The organism is Corynebacterium sp. KPL2830 (assembly GCF_040225635.1).
GTDB lineage: Bacteria > Actinomycetota > Actinomycetes > Mycobacteriales > Mycobacteriaceae > Corynebacterium.
The window spans coordinates 1-15,879 of the sequence record NZ_JBEHFR010000003.1 but is presented as its reverse complement, the minus strand read 5'-3'; the positions used below and the strand labels follow the sequence as shown (position 1 = coordinate 15,879).

At 57.6% G+C, this 15,879-nt stretch carries 15 protein-coding genes; 6 read left to right on the top strand and 9 right to left on the bottom strand.

Annotated elements, in window-relative coordinates; all coding sequences use genetic code 11:
- Positions 1 to 275: 275 nt before the first annotated feature.
- From qcrB to ctaC, 6 genes are all read right to left on the bottom strand, one after another.
- Positions 276 to 1,898, bottom strand: a complete 1,623-nt coding sequence (gene qcrB, locus ABRP87_RS01700) for a cytochrome bc1 complex cytochrome b subunit (RefSeq protein ID WP_349867334.1) — start codon at positions 1,896 to 1,898, stop codon at positions 276 to 278.
- Positions 1,898 to 3,118, bottom strand: a complete 1,221-nt coding sequence (gene qcrA / locus ABRP87_RS01695; protein ID WP_349867332.1) for a cytochrome bc1 complex Rieske iron-sulfur subunit — start codon at positions 3,116 to 3,118, stop codon at positions 1,898 to 1,900. Before qcrA ends, qcrB begins: the two co-directional genes overlap by 1 nt.
- Positions 3,115 to 4,002, bottom strand: a complete 888-nt coding sequence (gene qcrC, locus ABRP87_RS01690) for a cytochrome bc1 complex diheme cytochrome c subunit (RefSeq protein ID WP_239269747.1) — start codon at positions 4,000 to 4,002, stop codon at positions 3,115 to 3,117. Before qcrC ends, qcrA begins: the two co-directional genes overlap by 4 nt.
- Positions 4,003 to 4,058: 56 nt before the next feature.
- Complete coding sequence (gene ctaE / locus ABRP87_RS01685) at positions 4,059 to 4,670, bottom strand: aa3-type cytochrome oxidase subunit III (RefSeq protein ID WP_369707792.1); 612 nt, start codon at positions 4,668 to 4,670, stop codon at positions 4,059 to 4,061.
- Positions 4,671 to 5,210: 540 nt separating this feature from the next.
- The gene (gene ctaF, locus ABRP87_RS01680) at positions 5,211 to 5,642 is read right to left on the bottom strand and encodes an aa3-type cytochrome oxidase subunit IV (protein WP_023023132.1); all 432 of its coding nucleotides are present in this window, start codon (positions 5,640 to 5,642) and stop codon (positions 5,211 to 5,213) included.
- A 19-nt stretch (positions 5,643 to 5,661) separates the two neighbouring features.
- The gene (ctaC, locus tag ABRP87_RS01675) at positions 5,662 to 6,735 is read right to left on the bottom strand and encodes an aa3-type cytochrome oxidase subunit II (protein ID WP_349867331.1); all 1,074 of its coding nucleotides are present in this window, start codon (positions 6,733 to 6,735) and stop codon (positions 5,662 to 5,664) included.
- 388 nt (positions 6,736 to 7,123) lie between these two features.
- Here ctaC and asnB point away from each other — a divergent pair, with 388 nt between their 5' ends.
- Positions 7,124 to 9,046, top strand: a complete 1,923-nt coding sequence (asnB, locus tag ABRP87_RS01670) for an asparagine synthase (glutamine-hydrolyzing) (RefSeq protein WP_349867329.1) — start codon at positions 7,124 to 7,126, stop codon at positions 9,044 to 9,046.
- A 92-nt stretch (positions 9,047 to 9,138) separates the two neighbouring features.
- On the opposite strand, the gene ABRP87_RS01665 is transcribed toward asnB, so the two are convergent.
- The gene (locus ABRP87_RS01665) at positions 9,139 to 9,483 is read right to left on the bottom strand and encodes a HesB/IscA family protein (protein ID WP_005283948.1); all 345 of its coding nucleotides are present in this window, start codon (positions 9,481 to 9,483) and stop codon (positions 9,139 to 9,141) included.
- Between the two features lie 142 nt (positions 9,484 to 9,625).
- On the opposite strand from ABRP87_RS01665, the gene ABRP87_RS01660 reads away from it, so the two are divergent.
- Together ABRP87_RS01660 and ABRP87_RS01655 are read left to right on the top strand one after the other, a co-directional pair.
- Positions 9,626 to 10,306, top strand: a complete 681-nt coding sequence (locus ABRP87_RS01660) for a DUF3043 domain-containing protein (RefSeq protein ID WP_034659101.1) — start codon at positions 9,626 to 9,628, stop codon at positions 10,304 to 10,306.
- A 12-nt stretch (positions 10,307 to 10,318) separates the two neighbouring features.
- Complete coding sequence (locus ABRP87_RS01655; protein ID WP_023027915.1) at positions 10,319 to 11,095, top strand: nicotinate-nucleotide--dimethylbenzimidazole phosphoribosyltransferase; 777 nt, start codon at positions 10,319 to 10,321, stop codon at positions 11,093 to 11,095.
- A gap of 45 nt (positions 11,096 to 11,140) precedes the next feature.
- Here ABRP87_RS01655 and ABRP87_RS01650 read toward each other — a convergent pair whose 3' ends face one another.
- The gene (locus tag ABRP87_RS01650) at positions 11,141 to 12,235 is read right to left on the bottom strand and encodes a branched-chain amino acid aminotransferase (protein ID WP_349867327.1); all 1,095 of its coding nucleotides are present in this window, start codon (positions 12,233 to 12,235) and stop codon (positions 11,141 to 11,143) included.
- 105 nt (positions 12,236 to 12,340) lie between these two features.
- On the opposite strand from ABRP87_RS01650, the gene ABRP87_RS01645 reads away from it, so the two are divergent.
- A complete protein-coding gene (locus ABRP87_RS01645) occupies positions 12,341 to 13,837 on the top strand; it encodes a leucyl aminopeptidase (RefSeq protein WP_349867325.1) in 1,497 nt (498 codons plus the stop codon).
- A gap of 38 nt (positions 13,838 to 13,875) precedes the next feature.
- Entirely contained in the window at positions 13,876 to 14,412 is a 537-nt protein-coding gene (locus ABRP87_RS01640; protein ID WP_349867323.1) for an isochorismatase family protein, read from the top strand.
- A 5-nt stretch (positions 14,413 to 14,417) separates the two neighbouring features.
- On the opposite strand, the gene ABRP87_RS01635 is transcribed toward ABRP87_RS01640, so the two are convergent.
- Positions 14,418 to 14,828, bottom strand: a complete 411-nt coding sequence (locus ABRP87_RS01635) for an oxidoreductase (protein WP_349852654.1) — start codon at positions 14,826 to 14,828, stop codon at positions 14,418 to 14,420.
- A 125-nt stretch (positions 14,829 to 14,953) separates the two neighbouring features.
- Between ABRP87_RS01635 and ABRP87_RS01630 the strand changes: the two genes are divergently transcribed.
- Positions 14,954 to 15,879: biotin/lipoyl-containing protein (locus ABRP87_RS01630; protein WP_349867321.1), on the top strand; the 926-nt coding region annotated here is incomplete at its 3' end.

Here is a 15,879-nt window from a genome sequence, read left to right as displayed (position 1 = left end):
ACTTTTACAAGAGCTGAGGCTACATCTATTTTCGCGGTAAAGATTCTGTAGCCGACGAACTACTCGTCGCTTCCTAAGACAACATGGCACGAGGTCACCCCTACCAAGACACGCGCACTAGCCCCCTAAAGGAGTGCTTGCGGTAGAGAACTTAAACAGCCGAACCAACTGCGGCAACCAATGCATTCAAAAACTAACAAACCCGCTGTGCGCCTAATTTCAGGCGGACAACGGGTTTATCTAGTGAGCGTGTATCGAGCTAACCCAAGGAGAGGCTAGATGCGGCCGTTTTCCTCGTCATCACGACGGTTGGCCTCGTTGAGGCGGCGGAACATCTCCGCTTCCTCTTCGTGGTTCTCCTCGTGAGTCTCGTGAACGCGGCGCATGAGTTCCGGATCATCCGGGCTGAAGGTGCCCTGGATTTCGGAGTCAGCGTAACCGAGGTGGTTAAGTTGCTTCGGCACCTGAGCGCCTGCGTACTCGAGCGGTACTGCGTGGCCGTGCTCGTCAACGGGGCCAAGCGGCTGGTGAACCTCAATGAAGGCACCGTTAGGCAGCTGCTTGATAACACCGGTAGCGATACCGTGCTCGAGCACCTCGCGGTCGGAACGTTGGAGACCTACGCAAATGCGGTAGGTCATGAAGTAAGCAATCGGCGGCAAGATAATCAGGCCGATACGTCCCACCCAAGTCATCGCGTTCAACGAAATCTGGAAGAAGTGCGCAACGTGGTCGTTACCACCGGACAAGGTGACCAGCAAGAAGAACACGATTGCTGCTGCACCAATTGCGGAACGGGTAGGAACGTCACGCGGACGCTGCAGAAGGTTGTGATGCGCGTCGTCGCCAGTGAACTTCTTCTCCAAGAACGGGTAGGTGATGAGCAGCACGACCATCAGGCCACACAACAGCGCCACCCAGAAAGCGGAAGGAATCGTGTAGTTGCCCAGATACAGCTCCCAAGCAGGCATGACACGAGCCACACCGTCTGTCCAGAGCATGTAGATATCGGGCTGGGAACCTGCAGAAACCTGAGATGGGTTGTACGGACCAAGCAACCAGATGGCGTTGATGGTCAGCACACCGGACATCAGAGCCAGGACACCAGCGACCATCATGCCCATACCAATTGCCTTGGTGGCGAAGACCGGCATAATGCGGACGCCGACAACGTTATTCTCTGCGCGACCCGGTCCAGGGAACTGGGTGTGCTTCTGGAACCAAACCATGATCAAGTGGGCTGCAATGAGGCCCAGGATGATGCCTGGGATAACCAGAACGTGGAGGATGTAGAAGCGGTCCAGCATCAGGTCGGACGGGAAGTCGCCGTTGAAGATGGCCCAGTGCAGCCAAGTACCGATAATCGGCAGACCCAGGATGATGGCGGACATAATGCGCAGACCGACACCGGAAAGCAGGTCATCCGGCAGGGAGTAACCGAGGAAGCCCTCGATCATGCCCAGCAGGATAAGGGTGCAACCAATAATCCAGTTGGCTTCGCGCGGGCGACGGAAAGCACCGGTGAAGAAGATGCGCAGCATGTGCGCAACCATCGACATCATGAACAGCAGGGCTGCCCAGTGGTGCATCTGGCGAACAAAGAGACCGCCACGCACCTCGAAGGAAATATCGAGTGCGGTTGCATAGGCGCGCGACATCTCAACACCGTTCAGCGGTGCGTAGGTGCCGTCGTAGATGACCTTCGTAATGGAAGGGTCGAAGAAAAGCGCTAGGTATGTACCGGTTAGTAGAAGAATGATGAAGCTGTACAGCGCCATCTCACCGAGCATGAAGGACCAGTGGGTCGGAAAGACCTTGTTTAGCTGCGTCCTTAGCACGCCGGCGGCGCTGTAGCGCTCGTCCATGTTGTTGCCCATTTGGGCGAGTTTATTGCTCATTATGACTTACGCTCCCAGAATGCCGGACCGACAGGCTCAATGAAGTTGCCCTCTGCAACAAGGTAGCCCTCATCGTCCACCGTGATAGGCAGCTGTGGCAGAGCACGGGCGGCCGGGCCGAAGACCGGCTTACCGTAGTGCAAAGCGTCGAACTGCGACTGGTGGCAAGGGCACAGGATTCGGTTGGTTTGTGCCTCGTACAAGGAAGTTGGGCAACCAATGTGAGTACAAATCTTGGAGTAGGCGTAGTAATCGCCGTGGTGGAAGTCTTCCTGTCCCTCACGCTCGATTGCCTTCTGCGCATCGGAGTGGCGCAGACGAATCAACATCACCGCGTTGCGGTTGCCGTGGATGGAGTGCATGTGGTGTTCGTACACGTCGCGCTTAGCGTCGTATTGATCACCGTCGTTAACGTCCTCTTCCGCAAGCGGGAAGACGGTCTCCATGCCACCGGCGGCCAAGTCCTCAGGGCGAACGCGCACAAGGCGGGTAACGCCTTCGGTGGTGTAGTGCTCTCCGGACTCACCAGAGTGCTTCTCAGCGATGGTGCCGGTGTCACGAGCGAGGTAAAGCTTTACGCCCTTCTCGTACATGGTCCAACCGGAGGTCCACAGCGTGCCGTCACCGGCGTAGTTCACCTCGTGGCGAACCTTCCATGGATTACGGATTGCGCCGCCCAGCGGAGCACTAACAGTCAAGCCGAAGAGTACGCCCGCACCACCGAGCAGACCTTGGATGGTCTTACGGCGGCCAAGAGTGGAGGTCTTCCACGAGTCGTTCAAGAGAGCGGTAAGAGTACGACGGTCAACTTCTTCCGAAGGACCATCGTGGCGACGCTGCACGGAAATCTCTTCCGGCAGAATCTTTTTGACGTACTGCACGATGGCAAAGCCGAGTCCAAAAATGGACAGTGCGGCGGTAATGCCAAGCAGCGGGGTGTAGAGAGTATGCCAAACAAGGCCGTCCTCCCCTAGCTGCTTGTACTGCCAAGGCCAGAAGAGGTAAACAGCCAAGAAGCCCAATCCGCCGATAGCGGAGATTGCCAACCAGATGGCGACATTGCGCCCCGCGCGCTTATCTGCGGGGTCACCTTCAACCGGGTAGCGCTCCTTGCGGAACGCTACGGTGACATCATCGAGCTCGGTACCAAGTGCAGCAAGTTCATCATTGCTCATCTTATCGAGCTCTGCGTCAGTGTAATTCTTTTTCACATTGCTCATGAGCGCGATCCAATCCACATAGCAGCGGCGCACAGGGCGCTGATACCGATAATCCACATTGCCAGGCCTTCAGCCACTGGGCCGAGACCGCCAAGATCCCAACCGGCAGGAGACGGAGTCTCTTCCGCAGACTTCAAGTAGGCGATGATGTCCTTCTTTTCGTCTGCAGTCAGCTGGCGGTCAGAGAACTTTGGCATGTTCTGCGGACCGGTCAACATTGCCTGGTAGATCTCCTGCTCGTTAGCGGGCGCGAGCTCAGGAGCGTATTTACCGGAGGACAGCGCGCCGCCCTGGCCGGTGAAGTTGTGGCAGGATGCACAGTTCATGCGGAACAGCTCGGAGCCCTTAGCAACGTCTTCGGCCTGAATCTGACCATTGTAGTTAGCGCCACGAAGGGATTCCTGAGCAATGCTTCCATCATCGTTGTAGACGATGTCCGAGCCGCCGCCGTTAGCTGCAACATAAGCGGCCAGCGCCAAGGTCTGCTGCTCGGTGTAACGAGGAGCCTTGCGCTCTGCCTGAGCGTCGTTGGACATCATCGGCATACGCCCAGAGTGAACTTGGAAGTACACAGAGCCGGCGCCGATACCTACGAGAGAGGGGCCACGGCCTTCGATGCCCTGCAGATTGGCACCGTGGCAGGTGATACAAGCGGTGTCGTAGATGTCCTTACCCTCTTGCACGAGGGCTTGATCATCTTTTTCCGCCGTAGCGACCTGAGCGTCGGGCGTCAAGGCAGAGGCCAAGACGCCAGCGCCGGTCAAACCGATGGCCAAAGCAAAGCCACCTGCAAGGGTGCGCTTCGCCTTGCGGCGACGGCGGGTCTTCTTAGCCGCGACAGTGGTCTGCTCCACTGACTCGGACTGCGAATTGTTATCCATCATTTTCCTTTAGATAACTCGAACACGGGAGGACTGTTTTGGGGAGAGGTTCGCCGACACTATTGAATCAAGTAGATAACGGTGAACACACCGATCCACACAACGTCAACGAAGTGCCAGTAGTAGGACACTGCCATGGCGGCAGTTGCCTGTGCCGGCGTGAATTTAGATTTAGCGATACGGGCCAGAATGATTGCAAAGGAAATCAAACCGGCGGTTACGTGCGCAGCGTGGAAGCCGGTGATGATGTAGAACACCGAACCAAAGACGCTGGACTGTACCGTCACGCCTGCGTGAATCAACTCAGCCCACTCAAACGCCATGATGCCCAAGAAGACAACACCCAATACCAGCGTGATGGTGTACCAGAGTCGAAGCTTGTAAACGTCACCCCTTTCTGCGGCAAACACGCCGAACTGCGAGGTCACGGAGGAAGAAATCAACACTGCAGTAATGAGAAAACCCATTGGCAGGTTGATATGGGCAGTGTGCTCCGCCCAATCGCCTTCCTGGCCGTTCGCTCGCGAGGTGAACCACATCGCGAACAGTCCGGCAAAGAACATCAATTCCTGAGACAGGAACACGATGGTGCCCACGCTGACCATATTGGGTCGGTTCAGCGAGGCAACACGTGGTGCTGTCATACCTTGGTTAGAAACTACGCTCGTCACAGTGGTAATTATGGCCGTTCCGGACCCTAAAGTCACTTCAATTCCCCCCGCTTTCGCTAATCGTTTTTTACCGAATTGCCAGCCACCAATAAGGAAGCGTGTGGAACTCGCTATTAATAATTACCTGGGAACTTTTTCTATTCTCATCCGACGAGACATCAATGCAGGTGACGCCTGCAAATTTGAAGTACTGTCACAATCCACTCCGCTGTAGCCGTCTCGGCCGCGACGGTTCAGCTCTCGTCCGCAACCGGTTTGGGCAAATTTCTTAGAGAGATAAATCACACGGTGGTTTCCGGGGAAAATGGCCCATTTGCAACTTTCGGTTGACCCCCGCAGAAATAGCCGTTTACGTGCTGGGATGCGCTTTTGCTGCCCACTTAAAACCTGGGCGTAACCCCTCTCCCCCTCCTTTAAAAAAATTTGGGAACCGCGGGAACTTTGCCCGTCGATTTCCGACGCAGATCGCCAAAGCCCTCCCCACCGAGGAATGGTGAGGAGGGCTGAGAAGTTTAGGCAGTGTCTGCGACTAGATGATTTCTAGTGCTTTTCCTTAGGCAGACCGTATTGCAAGGACAGGCCGGCGCAGGCAGCAATCAAGCACACGGCACCCAAGGCGATGAGCCAGTAGTACAGGAAGATGACGCCGAGGCCCAAGAAGCCGATGGAGCCTGCCATGGCCAGTGGCCAGATGGAGCTTGGGGAGAAGAAGCCCAAGATACCGGCGGAGTCCTCGGTCTCTGCTTCTTCCCAGTCTTCCGGCAGAACGTCGCTGCGGTTATCGGTGAAGTGCAGGTAGCCGCCCAGCATGAGGCAGAGCACGACGGAGAGGAACATACCCACGATGCCCACCCACTCGGCGCCGTAGAGGTAACCATCATCCTTCACGAGGGTGACGCCAAAGATATAAACAATCAGCGAGACGAAAAGGTAGGTCGCGATTGAGTAAAAGACTTTCGATGTTGCACGCATTGTGTAATGTCCTTATCTCTTATGCCGCGGTCTTAACGTAGTTGTCACCATCGGCGGTGTCACGCTCACCGGAGAACGGGTGGGTGGTAACTGCGTACGGATCCTGGTCGATTTCCTTCAGCGCCTCGGCGTTGGTGGCGTTCGGGTTCTTCTCACGGAAGTCCATGTAGGCATTGAAGTCCTCTGGGGACACAACGCGAATCTCGAAGTTCATCATGGAGTGGTAGGTACCGCACATCTCAGCACAGCGGCCGACAAAGGCGCCTTGCTTATCAATCGATTCGATCTGGAAGCTGCGCTCCTGGGCGTTGGCCTCAGGGTGTGCATAGACGTCGCGCTTGAACAAGAACTCCGGCACCCAGAACGCGTGAGAAACGTCAGCGGAAGCCAAACGGAACTCGATTGCGGTATCGGAAGGAAGTACCAGAACCGGAACCTCTTCGGTGGAGCCTACGGTCTCAATCTTGTTGTAGTTGAGGTAGGAAAGGTCACCCTTGGACTTACCGTGAATTGGGTTGGGGTTGTCCACACCCTCAGGGTCATGGGCGGTCTTTTCCGCTTCAGCCTGACGTGCTTCGTCCGCACCGTTGTAGTTCTCACCGTTGACGTGGTTCTCGGCGTAGCCGAACTTCCAGTTCCACTGGAATGCCGTGACGTCAACGGTGACCTTTGGATCCTTATCCAATGCGGTGACCTTCTGCTGGGTCTGCACCGTGAAGAAGAACAAGGTCATGATGATCAGGATTGGAACGATGGTCAATACCATTTCCAATGGCACGTTGTACTGCGTCTGGCGCGGGAATTCACCCTTTCCATCACGCTTTGCCTTCTTCGCGCTCCAGCGGAAAATTGCAGTAAGGAATAGACCCCACATGATGAAGCCGACGATCCAAGCTGCAACCCAGACCCAGATCCAGAAGTTGTACATTGCTTCAGCCTCAGGGGTAACACCCTTTGGCCAACCGAATCCCAGGAGGTTCTCTACAGCAGTTGGCGCCTGAACGTCACAACCAGCCAGGGCGAGACCGCCTAGGGCAAGTGCGCCAGCTACGCCCGCCTTACGGGCGAAGGTGCGCTTATTACGCTGTCCCACGTGTGTTCTGCCTTTCTGTCCACACAAACTTCTCGAATACTCACAGAGCACCCTTACCCAATCAGAATAATGGATAAATGCTTGGTTCCCAGCCTTTTTGAAGCTTTAAAAGAAACCCAGCGCGCTCAATTTATATCCACGTTTCAGTAGGTTACCGCCCCACCTGCACAATGTTCCAACCGTACCCCCAGTCTGCACCTTCACCATGTGCCTTAACTCACAGGGAACCATTCCGACCATCATCCGAAAGTTCGCACCCTTACGGGGAAGCTTAATTTAAGCTTTTCTGCAGCTTCCTCCAAGCCGTGGCGCTTTCTGGTTTCCACCCCACGCACCGTAAAGTAGAACAACGAGCACCAGTCGCTTAATTAAAAGGAGCTATCTTTACATGTGCGGACTTCTTGGCATGCTCGCGGCCACCGGTGACGTGGACAAATATGTCGACGCGCTGGAGCGGTCGCTTCCTTGCATGCACCACCGCGGACCGGACGCAGCCGGTACTTGGCATGATGGCGACGCCGCCTTCGGCTTTAACCGCCTGTCCATTATTGACTTGGAACATTCCCACCAGCCCCTGCGCTGGGGCCCTGAGGACGAGCCAGAGCGGTATGCCCTTACGTTTAACGGCGAGATCTACAACTACGTTGAGCTCCGCGATGAACTCAAGGCTTTGGGCTATACTTTCTATACGGAAGGCGATGGCGAGCCCATTGCGGTGGGCTACCACCACTGGGGCAAGGACGTCGTTGAGCACCTCCGCGGCATGTTTGGCATCGTCATTTGGGATACCAAGGCCAAGACCATGTTTGCCGCGCGCGACCAGTTCGGCATCAAGCCGCTTTACTATGCCACTACGGACGCCGGCACAGTCTTTGCCTCCGAGATGAAGTGCATCTTGGACATGGCCGAGGACATTGGTCTAGAACTCGACCTTGACCGCCGCGCCATTGAGCACTATGTCGACCTGCAATATGTACCGGAGCCGGAATCCCTGCACGCCAATATCCGCCGCGTGGAATCCGGCTGCACGGTCACCCTGAAGCCGGGCGAGGAGGTTGTGTCTGAGCGCTACTTCAAGCCGCGTTTCCCAGTCCAGCAGGTTCCAGAAGGCGAAGAACAGCAGCTCTTTGACCGGATTGCAGAAGCGCTGGAGGATTCCGTCGCCAAGCACATGCGTGCCGATGTCACCGTGGGTTCCTTCCTCTCTGGTGGCATCGACTCCACCGCCATCGCTACCCTGGCCAAGCGCCACAACCCAGATCTCCTGACCTTCACCACTGGTTTCGAACGCGAAGGCTATTCCGAGGTGGACGTGGCCGCGGAATCGGCGGCCGCCATCGGCGTAGAGCACATCGTCAAAATTGTCTCGCCGGAAGAATACGCCGAGTCGATTCCTAAGATCATGTGGTACCTGGATAACCCGGTGGCCGATCCTTCCCTCGTGCCGCTGTACTTCGTGGCCCAAGAGGCCCGCAAGCACGTCAAAGTGGTTTTGTCCGGTGAGGGCGCCGATGAGCTCTTCGGCGGCTACACCATCTATAAGGAGCCGCTATCGCTTGCGCCATTTGAGAAGATGCCTTCTCCCCTGCGCCAAGGCCTGGGCAAGCTCTCGCGCGTGCTACCGGAAGGCATGAAGGGCAAGTCCCTGCTCAACCGCGGCTCGATGACCATGGAGGAGCGCTACTACGGCAATGCTCGGTCCTTTAACTTTGAGCAGATGCAGCGCGTTATCCCATGGGCCAAGCGCGAGTGGGATCACCGCGAGGTCACCGCGCCCATCTATGCGCAGTCGGAAGACTTTGACCCAGTAGCCCGCATGCAGCACCTTGACCTATTTACCTGGATGCGCGGTGACATCCTAGTCAAGGCTGATAAGATCAACATGGCCAACTCCTTGGAGCTGCGCGTGCCATTCCTAGATAAGGAAGTATTCAAGGTCGCAGAATCCATCCCGCATAACCTGAAAATCTCCCACGGCACCACCAAGTATGCGCTGCGCAAGGCCATGGAACAGATCGTCCCCGCGCACGTGCTCAACCGCAAGAAGCTGGGCTTTCCGGTTCCCATGCGCCACTGGCTCGCCGGCGACGAGCTCTACGGCTGGGCGCAAGACACCATCAACGATTCCCAGACCGAGGACATCTTCAACAAGAAGGAAGTTCTGGAGATGCTCAAGGAGCACCGCGATGGCGTCTCCGATCACTCCCGCCGCCTGTGGACGGTGCTTTCCTTTATGATCTGGCACGGCATCTTTGTGGAAAAGCGCATCGACCCGCAGATTGAACAGCGCGACTACCCGGTCAAGCTTTAACCTGGGCTGGGTAAAGTTCCACACCGAGCTTTAAAGACATAAAAAGAGGGTGAGCGCCGAGAAGCACTCACCCTCTTTCTTTATCCTTCTGTTTAGTTGAAGGAATCGCCACACGCGCAGGAGCCGGTGGCATTCGGGTTATCGATGGTAAATCCCTGGGACTCGATGGTGTCAGCGAAGTCGATCTTGGCACCGGTAAGGTACGGCACGGACATCTTGTCCACGACGAGCTTGATTCCACCCACCTCGTCGACCTTGTCGCCATCAAGGCTGCGGTCATCGAAGTAGAGCTGGTAGCGCAGGCCAGCGCAGCCGCCGGGCTGCACTGCGATGCGCAGGGAGAGATCGTCGCGGCCTTCCTGATCAAGCAGGCCCTTTGCCTTTGCGGCTGCGGCCTCGGTCAGAATGACGCCGGTTTCGGAAACTGGAGCGGTCATCACTTCTCCTCAAATGTGTCTTGGTTGCGTAGCCACTACCCTACCCGCATCTACGAGGAGGGAAAAGGTAGCCCATAGTAATAACAACGCCGTGGGCGGGCCTATTCCCCTCTTGGGGCCGAAACCTTGTAGTCTGATCAGCGTGAAACTTCCGTGGCAAAAAGATGACAAGACCTCCCCTGAACCCGCTCCCGCGCAGGAAGAAGTTCAGGAAGAAACCCACCGCAAGGGGTATACCCCTCCGAAAGGTCGTCCCACGCCAAAGCGCCAGGAACAAGAAATCGCGCGCGGCGTAAAGCGCGATCCACATGGGGTATCCGATGCGCAGCGCTATAAGCGCCGCAAGGAACTCAAAAAGTCCATGAGCAAGGACGAGTGGAAAGAATATAAAAAGCAAGAGCGCAAGGAGCGCAACCAGCGCAACCGCGAAAGCCAAGAGCGCATGGCTGAAGGCGATCCGCGCTTCCTCCCAGCCCGCGACCAGGGTGAAGAGCGCGCCTACGTGCGCGATTGGATCGATGCCCGCCGTACGCTTTCGGAATGGGTAATGCCGATGGCGCTTGCCCTTATCGTCGTGGTCTTTGTGACCTATGCAGCTCCAAGCATCGCCGGCCTCATCAATGCTATTGCCATGGTGGTTATCCTCATCTTCGCCATCGACGGCATCTGGCTGGGTCGCCGCGCTAATAATGCTGTCCGCAAGAAGTTCCCCGGAACCACCGCCACCGGCTTTGGCCTGGGATTCTACGCGTTTTCCCGCGCCAGCCAGCCCCGCAAGTGGCGTATTCCTCGCCCGCGCGTAGAGCGCGGGGCCGATGTTTAAGGAAACACGCTGATGGCTGATTCCTCGCAGCTTTATCCCTACGGCCGGCTAAGCGATGCCGCACAGTGGCTAGCCGCCTGCCAGGATCGCTCCCCCGCCTCCGAGCCACAGCGGGTGCGGGCCATCATCTTCACCGAGGATGGTGAGGAGATCCCACAGGCCACGGAGACCGCCGCACGGCGGGTTGAGGCCAGCATTAAATCCGTCACGGTGACGGATTGCTCCTCGGCCTATGACCTAGGCGTGCAGGCGGCGGATGCGGAAATCGATGGTGGTGCGGATCTGCTTATTCCGGGCGGCATCGACAGCACGCAGGTTGCCGCGGCCGTCATGGGTGTCTTGGCGCAGGAGGAACCGGTGGTGGTCGTCGGCAAGCAGCCGAGCGTCGAGGCTTGGAAGGCCGAGGTTGCGGCCATTCGCGATTCCATGTTTCGGATGCGCGATCTGACTGGGCGGGAGCTCATTAAGGCCTGCGGCTCCCCCGTATTGGCCGCGCTGGTGGGCTTTATGTCCCAGGCGGCTAGGCGGCGCACGCCCCTGCTTGTCGATGCCCCCTTAACCGCCACCGCCACCGTATGCGCCGCCGCAGACACGCGGATCCACGACTGGATCCTTGCCACCAATATCACGCCGCAGCCAGCTCACGGGTTGGCCTTAAAGAAGCTGCGGCTGAAGCCCCTATTGGATCTGCAAATGGAGCCGGTACCGGCGCTCGGCGCCTTGTCTGCCCTACCCCTTTTATTGTTGGGCGTAGAAATTACCGCGGACGCCGCGCAGGCAGAGGCCTAACTGCGCGGCGCAGGTCCTCCTCGCGCAGCGTTTCACCGTGGCGTGCTAGACCAAAGTGTGCAACCAGCCGTGGGCATCCTCCACAGCACCGCGCTGGATACCGGTCAGGCGCTCGCGCAAAGCCATGGAGACCTCGCCGGCCTCGTTATTGTTAACGCTGAAATCGGTGTCCTCACCAAGCACGCGCCCCACCGGCGTAATGACTGCGGCGGTACCGCAGGCAAAGGCCTCGGTCATCTTCCCTGATTCCACATCTCGCTGCCATTCTTCGGCGGTAATGCGCCGCTCGGTAACCTTGTACCCCATGTCTTCAGCGACCTGCAGCAGGGATTGGCGGGTAATACCGGGAAGCAGGGAACCGGATAGCGCCGGGGTGACGATCTCGGCGTCGTCGCCGGTGCCGTAGACGAACATGAGGTTCATCCCGCCCATCTCTTCGATATACCGGCGTTCGATGGCATCCAGCCACACCACCTGGTCACAACCCTTTTCTTCGGCCTGGGCCTGCGCCAACAAGGAGCCAGCGTAATTGCCGGCGAATTTCGCGGCACCGGTTCCGCCCGGCGCGGAGCGGACATAATCGGTAGATAACCACACCGAAACAGGCTTAATGCCGCCGCTAAAATACGCACCGGCGGGCGAGGCCAAGAGAATGAAACGATACGCATTAGCCGGGTGAACGCCCAGCGATACCTCGGTAGAAATCATAAAGGGGCGCAGGTAGAGCGATGCTTCCCCGCCGGCCTCTGGAACCCAGCTCTTATCGATGTCCACCAGTTGGCGCAGCGCCTCGATGAACTCTTCTTGCGGTAGCTCGGGCATCGCCAAGCGCTGCGCCGAATTAATAAAGCGTTGCGCGTTTTGATCGGGGCGGAAGGTCACGATGGAGTCATCGGGCTGGCGGTAGGCCTTAATGCCCTCGAATACGGCCTGGCCGTAGTGGAAGACGTTGCTCGCCGGGTCCATCGTAAGCGGACCGTAGGGACGGACCTGTGCATCATGCCAGCCCTTGTCCGTGGACCAATCAATGGTAACCATGTGGTCCGTAAAGTACTGGCCGAAGCCTGGATTGGCCAGGATTTTATCTAAATCTGCTGCCGCCGTTGGCTGATTCGTACGGGTAATCGTGTAATCAAGCATGCCCACAATCTACTCCTTTTATCTATAGCTGGGTAGGAATATGTTCACTTTAGCGCGGTATTATGGGCAGAAGTTTCATTAGTACCAATTAAAAAGGAGGACTTTATGTCTCAGCACGCTGGACCCGCACGTGGAGCGTTTCCGGAACTTAAGCTAGAAAAGAAGGCCCCAAAGAATGCCCAGGCGCTACTCATCGCGGCATTCGAAGGTGAAGACAGCATTGAACTTCCAGGCACCTCGCTGCTCAAGCCGGCCGCGCTGCGCGAAGCATACGAGTCCCTCATTGCTGTAGGGGCAACCGGCAAGGCCAATGAGGTCACCCGCATCCCGGCGCCTAAGAAGGCAGAGGTCGATTCCATCATCGCCGTCGGCCTAGGCGATGCCGAAGACCTCGATGCAGAAACCTTGCGCCGTGCCGCCGGCAGCGCCGCACGCTCCATTTCCAAGCTGGAAGAGGTGGCCACCTCCTTGGGCGATTTTGGAATCGCGCCCACGGTTGAAGGCCTCATCTTGGGCGGCTACAAGTTCAAGGGGCTGCGCTCTGAGTCCGGTAAGGATTCCGAGCAGCCCGCCGCTTTTACCGTGGTAGCAGAAAAGTCCGCCCGCGAGGAATTCGAGGTGGCCAAAATCGCCGCAGAATCCGTGGTGATTGCCCGCGACCTGGTCAATACCCCGTCCAACCTGCTGTACCCGGAGTCTTATGCAGACTTCCTCTCCGCCCAGGCTAATGAGGTTGGCCTCGAGGTAGAAGTCCTGGATGAAAAGGCACTGAAGAAGCAGGGCTTTGGTGGAATTACCGCCGTTGGCCGCGGTTCCGCTCGCCCGCCGCGCTTGGTGCGCCTGAGCTGGAGCCCGAAGAAGGCGAAGAAGCACGTAGCGCTCGTGGGCAAGGGCATCACCTTCGATACCGGCGGCATTTCCTTGAAGCCGGGTTCTGGCATGTGGGACATGATTTCCGATATGGGCGGTTCCGCCGCCATGGCCGCCTCCATCATCGCTGCGGCCAAGCTCAACCTACCAGTGAAGATCACCGCGACCCTGCCGCTTGCAGAAAACATGCCGGGCGATAATGCCACCCGTCCGGGCGATGTCATCACCCACTACGGCGGCATTACCTCTGAGGTTCTCAATACCGATGCGGAGGGCCGCCTCGTGCTTGCCGATGCCATCGCGCGCGCCAGCGAGGATAAGCCCGACTTCCTCATCGAAACCGCCACGCTAACCGGCGCCCAGATGGTCGCCCTAGGCGAGCGCACAGCCGGCGTCATGGGTTCGGAAGACTTCCGCGACCGCATGGCGGGCATCGGCCGCGAGGTCGGCGAAAATGCGTGGGCCATGCCGCTTTTGGAAGAACACGAAGAATCCGTGAAATCCGCCAGCGCCGATATCCGCAATATCAACGCCAAGCGCGAGGGCGGCATGGAATACGCCGGCACTTACTTGAAGCAGTTCGTGGGCGAGGGCATCGAATGGGCACATATCGATGTCGCTGGGCCTTCCTTCAATACCACCGGCGCTTATGGCTATACGCCAAAGATGGGTACGGGCGTTCCCACCCGCACCGTCATTGGTGCCCTGCGCGAGATTGCTGAATCAAAGTAATACCCCGCGCAGCCGCCTGAGCATAAAATGGCGGAGTTATGAACACTGCTTTAATCATCGTTGATGTCCAACACGATTTTTGCCCAGGCGGCGCGCTTGGCACCGATCGCGGCAACGAGGTTGCAGAGAAGATCTCTTCTTTGCAGACCGAGTATGACACCGTCGTTGCCACGCAGGACTGGCACATCGATCCGGGTTCCCACTTTGCTAAGGACCCGGATTTTGTGGATTCATGGCCGGTGCACTGCGTCGCCGATTCCTATGGGGCTCAGATGCACGAGGCGATCGGTCCTGCGCAAGCATATTTCCGAAAGGGCGAATACACCGCCGCGTATTCCGGATTCGAGGGCGCGGCAAACGGCGTTTTGCTGGCGGAGTGGCTGCGCGAGCACGATATCGACGCAGTAGACATCGTTGGCATTGCCACGGATCACTGCGTGCAAGCAACCGCGGCGGATGCTCTCAAGGAAGGTTTTTCCGTCCGCGTCTTAAGCGAGTATTGCTCTCCTGTTGATCCGGACCGCGGGAATGCCGCCCTGGCGAAGCTAGAAAAGGCCGGCGCCACCATCGCCTAGGCCGATTAACTTAAGTCCTGCCCCGAATCAGGGTTTTCGCCGCGCTCAAAACGGGCGCGGCGAAGGCGCTGTTCTTCCCTTTTGCGCAAGATGCGTTGGCGTTCCATGCGCTCGCGCATGCGTTGGGGGTACCCGGTTTCTTCGACATCAAAAACGTCGCATTGCAATAGTTTTCTTACCGCGTCAATCCCCTTCGGCCCGCCGATGCGCCGGCGAATAAACTCACCATTTTCATCCACCACGACCACAGACATTTCATTGACCACGGTCTCAGGCTCGATAAATGCCTCGACAAATGCCTTATCGGCCGCCCACATTTTGAGCTCTTGTTCATCTTCCGGGCGAATAGTTTCTCCCGGACCGCGGGGCGGTCGCAGTGGCGATCGGGACTTATTGCGGCGGAAGAGGTTGAACATAACCCACTAGTTTACCCGCATGGAGGGTATTACTAACCCCACTACTGCACGATGACGGGCATCACGCTGTAAGATTGTGCGGTAGCGATAGAATACTTCCAACTTTTCGAGGAGTCTTAAAACTCATGGCGAACTCCGTTGAGATGCCCGAGCTGGGCGAGTCCGTAACCGAAGGCACCATTACCCAGTGGCTTAAGTCCGTCGGCGACACCGTCGAGGTGGACGAGCCTTTGCTCGAGGTCTCCACCGACAAGGTCGACACCGAAATCCCTTCTCCCGTGGCCGGCACCATCCTAGAAATCAAGGCCGAAGAAGACGACACCATCGAGGTCGGCGAGGTGATCGCGCTCATCGGTGATGAAGACGAGGCTGGCTCCTCTTCCGATGATTCTGATGACTCCGATGACGATAAGTCTGAGGACAAGGAAGAATCCAAGTCCGAGGAGAAGGAAGACAAGGACGAGAAGAAGTCCGGCTCCAGCTCCAAAGCTTCTGGTGAGGCCACCGATGTGGAGATGCCAGAACTCGGCGAATCCGTCACCGAAGGCACCATTACCCAATGGCTCAAGTCCGTCGGCGACACCGTCGAGGTAGACGAACCACTACTCGAGGTCTCCACCGACAAGGTCGACACCGAAATCCCCTCCCCCGTTGCCGGTACCCTGGTAGAAATCCTCGCCGAAGAAGACGAGACCATCGAGGTCGGCGAAGCAATCGCCCGCGTCGGCGACGAAAACGCCGCACCATCCTCCGATGACTCCGACTCCGACGACGACAAGTCCGAAGAAAAGGAAGAAACGAAGTCCGAGGACAAGAAGGAAGACAAGGAAGAGTCCAAGCCTGACTCCTCCGCTAAGTCCTCCGGCGAGGCCACCGATGTGGAAATGCCAGAACTCGGCGAATCCGTCACCGAAGGCACCATTACCCAGTGGCTCAAGTCCGTCGGCGACACCGTCGAGGTAGACGAACCACTGCTCGAGGTCTCCACCGACAAGGTCGACACCGAAATCCCCTCCCCCGTTGCCGGTACCCTGGTAGAAATCCTCGCCGA

Bases quoted from the DNA above. Each gene is read 5' to 3' on its own strand.
- qcrB (WP_349867334.1), bottom strand. From the start codon at position 1,898: ATGAGCAATAAACTCGCCCAAATGGGCAACAACATGGACGAGCGCTAC.
- qcrA (WP_349867332.1), bottom strand. From the start codon at position 3,118: ATGAGCAATGTGAAAAAGAATTACACTGACGCAGAGCTCGATAAGATG.
- qcrC (WP_239269747.1), bottom strand. From the start codon at position 4,002: ATGATGGATAACAATTCGCAGTCCGAGTCAGTGGAGCAGACCACTGTC.
- ctaF (WP_023023132.1), bottom strand. From the start codon at position 5,642: ATGCGTGCAACATCGAAAGTCTTTTACTCAATCGCGACCTACCTTTTC.
- asnB (WP_349867329.1), top strand. From the start codon at position 7,124: ATGTGCGGACTTCTTGGCATGCTCGCGGCCACCGGTGACGTGGACAAA.
- ABRP87_RS01665 (WP_005283948.1), bottom strand. From the start codon at position 9,483: ATGACCGCTCCAGTTTCCGAAACCGGCGTCATTCTGACCGAGGCCGCA.
- ABRP87_RS01655 (WP_023027915.1), top strand. From the start codon at position 10,319: ATGGCTGATTCCTCGCAGCTTTATCCCTACGGCCGGCTAAGCGATGCC.
- ABRP87_RS01650 (WP_349867327.1), bottom strand. From the start codon at position 12,235: ATGCTTGATTACACGATTACCCGTACGAATCAGCCAACGGCGGCAGCA.
- ABRP87_RS01645 (WP_349867325.1), top strand. From the start codon at position 12,341: ATGTCTCAGCACGCTGGACCCGCACGTGGAGCGTTTCCGGAACTTAAG.
- ABRP87_RS01640 (WP_349867323.1), top strand. From the start codon at position 13,876: ATGAACACTGCTTTAATCATCGTTGATGTCCAACACGATTTTTGCCCA.
- ABRP87_RS01635 (WP_349852654.1), bottom strand. From the start codon at position 14,828: ATGTTCAACCTCTTCCGCCGCAATAAGTCCCGATCGCCACTGCGACCG.